3 protein-coding genes are annotated in these 3,172 nt (G+C 66.7%); all 3 read right to left on the bottom strand.

Annotated elements, in window-relative coordinates:
* Positions 1–364 precede the first annotated feature (364 nt).
* The 3 genes from ABZ441_RS33480 to ABZ441_RS33470 all read right to left on the bottom strand — a co-directional run bounded on the left by ABZ441_RS33480 (position 365) and on the right by ABZ441_RS33470 (position 2,888).
* Positions 365–673, bottom strand: a complete 309-nt coding sequence (locus ABZ441_RS33480; RefSeq protein ID WP_358981177.1) for a hypothetical protein — start codon at positions 671–673, stop codon at positions 365–367.
* Positions 674–839: 166 nt separating this feature from the next.
* Positions 840–1,214 (bottom strand): hypothetical protein, encoded by a 375-nt coding sequence (locus ABZ441_RS33475; protein ID WP_358981175.1) that lies wholly within the window; start codon positions 1,212–1,214, stop codon positions 840–842.
* 216 nt (positions 1,215–1,430) lie between these two features.
* Entirely contained in the window at positions 1,431–2,888 is a 1,458-nt protein-coding gene (locus ABZ441_RS33470; RefSeq protein ID WP_358981173.1) for an NF041680 family putative transposase, read from the bottom strand.
* Positions 2,889–3,172: the final 284 nt, after the last annotated feature.

The raw sequence follows: 3,172 nt of genomic DNA, 5'->3' as shown, positions 1-3,172 counted from the left end.
CGACAGCGCAGGCCCGCACCGACGCCCGGATACACGACCTGCTCGACGAGGCCACCGCCGAGCACCCGGACGCGGCGGCGGTCGCCGACGGCACCACCGTCACCGTCCAGGTCCACGGCCACCTGGTAGGTCTGCGCATGGCCCACGAGGCGCCGGAGCGACCGGCCCGCCCCTGAGGGCAGCAAATTCCGGTCACACCCCTGTCCCCATGGCCGGATTGGGTGCATCGTTGGTTCTGCGGGCCCCCCGTCCGCACACCGGTCCGGCCCTGCCTCACGCTGCGAGGGCAGGGCCCTCCGCCCCTCCCGGCCCTCCCCACGGGAGGGGAAAACCGCTGCGGACATCCACCACCTCGGGCGCACTTCTACGGATGCTCCAGACTCGCCAAGACCACATCCGCCCACGCAGTGATGCCGGCCTTCAGCTCTTCCACCTTCTGCTGAATTGACGCGTGGTGCTGGGCGTAGTCGTAGTCCTCGAAGACCGCCTCCTGGAGCCGAGGAAAAAATGTCAGCCGCTGCGCGTGCGCGGTCCTGATCCGGTCTTCCGCTCCGTCCACGATCTGGGCATCGGTGTACAGGCGCAGCGCTGAGTGCCGGAACCAGAGGGCATCGACGCTGTCCTCCAGCCGGGCAAGAGTGGAAGTCCAGTCCGGAGTAGGACCCGGGGGCATGTGAGTCCTCATGTGACTTTCATGCGCTTCGGCGGCTTGTCTGCTGACGTCGAGCGCCCGGTCGAGAGCCATGCTCGGCGGTTGCTGACCAGGTTCAAAGCGGGGCCGAGATTGCTGATGCCCGCTCGCTCCGCGATGGTGTCGCGGTAGGGACGTCGACGCCTCATCAATTTCCTCTTTCCCCGCGAAGGAGACTCGGGTTGAGCGCAGGAGCTGCCAACTGGCCGGCGACGATAGTGACCGGCTGGCCCAGTGTCTCGCCGGTCTGAGGGGGAACCGGCTCGGTGGGCGGATTCTCCCGCGCCTTTCCCCAGGGCAGGAAGCAGGCCAGGCTGGCAACCACATCGCCCAGCCCAGCCAGGACTGCGGGGAGGTCTTCCGGACGTGCCTTGTCGACCACGCGCCGCGTAATCAGGAGCACTACTACCGCCAGGAGCACAAGCGCCGTGATCACGACACAGGCCGCGCTCACGAACCACCACGGGTCGAACACGAAGGGACCTCCGGAAACGAAAAAGCCCCGGCGGATGCCGAGGCTCACTCAAGGATGCGGACACGAAAAAAGCCCTCGCTTCCAGTGGAGAAGACGAGAGCTTCGTTAGCTGCGGACAGACTCATGTCGCATTGAGACCACTATCTCGGTCCAGGGCATCCCCTGTCAAGCACGAGGAAAAAACCGACCAGTTGGGCCTGGAGATCCCTACGATAACAAGTAGGTGTTTCGTAACATGAACGGGGAGAAGGCTTAGCTTGATCTTTAACCTGTGCGGCGTGGACGCGGGGTCGTTGATCTCTTCGTGCGTCGCTTTGCGGAGCCTGGTCTGCCAACTGTGTGCACGTCATAGCGGGCAGTGGGCTGGTCGTTCTTGCGGCCGGGTGGGCGTCCTGGGCCGGGCTGGGCGGTTTTCGGTGCTTCGGCTGGGCAGGCGGCCTTTGTGCGGAGGTGCCGAAAGTCGCGGCGGACTCGTGCGGGGGTGAGCCTCTCGGGCGGGGCCGGCTTCTCCCACGGCCGTCGGAGGTCTGCCGCCAATGGGCGTGCGAGCCGGAGCTGGGTGAAGGCGGCGAGGATCAGCCAGGTCCAGCGATCGGCGGCTTCGGGGCTGCGGATCTTCGGGCAGGTCCAGCCCAGGGTCTGTTTGAAGAGCCGGAAGGTGTGTTCGATGTCGAAGCGTCGCAGGAATGCCTGCCAGAGCAGGTCGACGGTGGTTTCGGTGGCGTCGGTGCCCGACCACCACAGCCAGACCGTCTTCGGTGTCGCGCCGCTGGGCAGGTGCTCGACCTGCAGACGGATCACGGTGCCCTCGATGACCGGCAGGGCACCCAGCTCGGCGGTCCAGGCCGAGCGATGGGTCAGTCTCGGGTGGAGCCGGTCCCAGGCCCGTGCGTTGGCACTGCCGTAAAGGCGGGTCGCGGTCACCGTCTGAATGTCGGGTGTGTTCCAGGTGGCCGGGTCACCGAAGACGAACTCGCCGCCGTGGCGGGGCGGGCGGCCCCGAACTCCAAGCTCGCGGGGTGGGACCGCGCGTCGCAGGACGCGGTCCGAGCGCATCCGGCCCAGCACCTGCACCGGCAGGTCCTTCAGAAGGAAGGCCAGACGTGGCACGTCGTATCCGGCGTCCACCACGATCAGGATCTCCGGGTCGGCGTCTTTCCACTGGCCGGCTGTGATGAGCCGTTCGACGAGCTCGCGCATCTGCCTGGCGGTGACGGTGGCGGCGTCGTCGCCCGGTGCCAGACGTAGTGCGTCCAGCGGTGCGGTCCAGGAACTTCGGCCGGTCTCCAGCGCGCAGATCACCGAGTACGGCCAGCCGGGAACTGGGATGTGCTGGTCCTTGCCCCGTCCGTAGGTGTGGCACAGGATCCGCTGCGGTGAGGTGTGGGCGTTGGGCCGCAGCCAGCAGGTGAGGTCGGCGGCCAGGACCAGCCGGCCGTCCGACGCGCGCGGTAGCGGCACCGTGGCCAGGGCCCGTCTCAGCCTGGCGACGTCGACCCGGCCCGCGGCCAGAGCGTCGTAGAGCCCGCCGTGTCCCCGCCGGTGTTCGCCGACCAGTGACAGTTCCACCAGGGACCGGACCGGCCCGTCGGCGCACAACACCGCGTCCACGAGTTCGAACAGTCCATCCGCACGCCGGGTCAGGCAGGAGTAGAACTCACCCCGGAAGCGTGACAGTCCCGCAATCGGATCCTGCCGGACGACGTGATGCGACAGACTCATCCCCACGGCCTTCGTGCTGAGCGTTGTGTGTTCCTTGGTCGGATCACATGCTCAGCCGAAGGCCGCCTGCATGTAACGCAGTTACCAGTCCGAGTGATCAAGTACGACGAGCCGTTCGGACCTCGAGGTTAAAGATCAAGCTTAGGGCTTGCCGGGAAACAAGTCGTGGCTTCCGGCTGCGGAGCTCGTTGGGCTTGATCCGCTTTGACGGACATTCGAGATCTGGGGTTCAGCCCCGGGAGGATGTCCATCATGGAGAGCATGGGGAAGAAGAAGCCTCGCCG

This window comes from Streptomyces sp. NPDC005752, from assembly GCF_040630715.1.
GTDB lineage: Bacteria > Actinomycetota > Actinomycetes > Streptomycetales > Streptomycetaceae > Streptomyces.
This window is presented reverse-complemented; position numbering and strand designations above follow the sequence as displayed.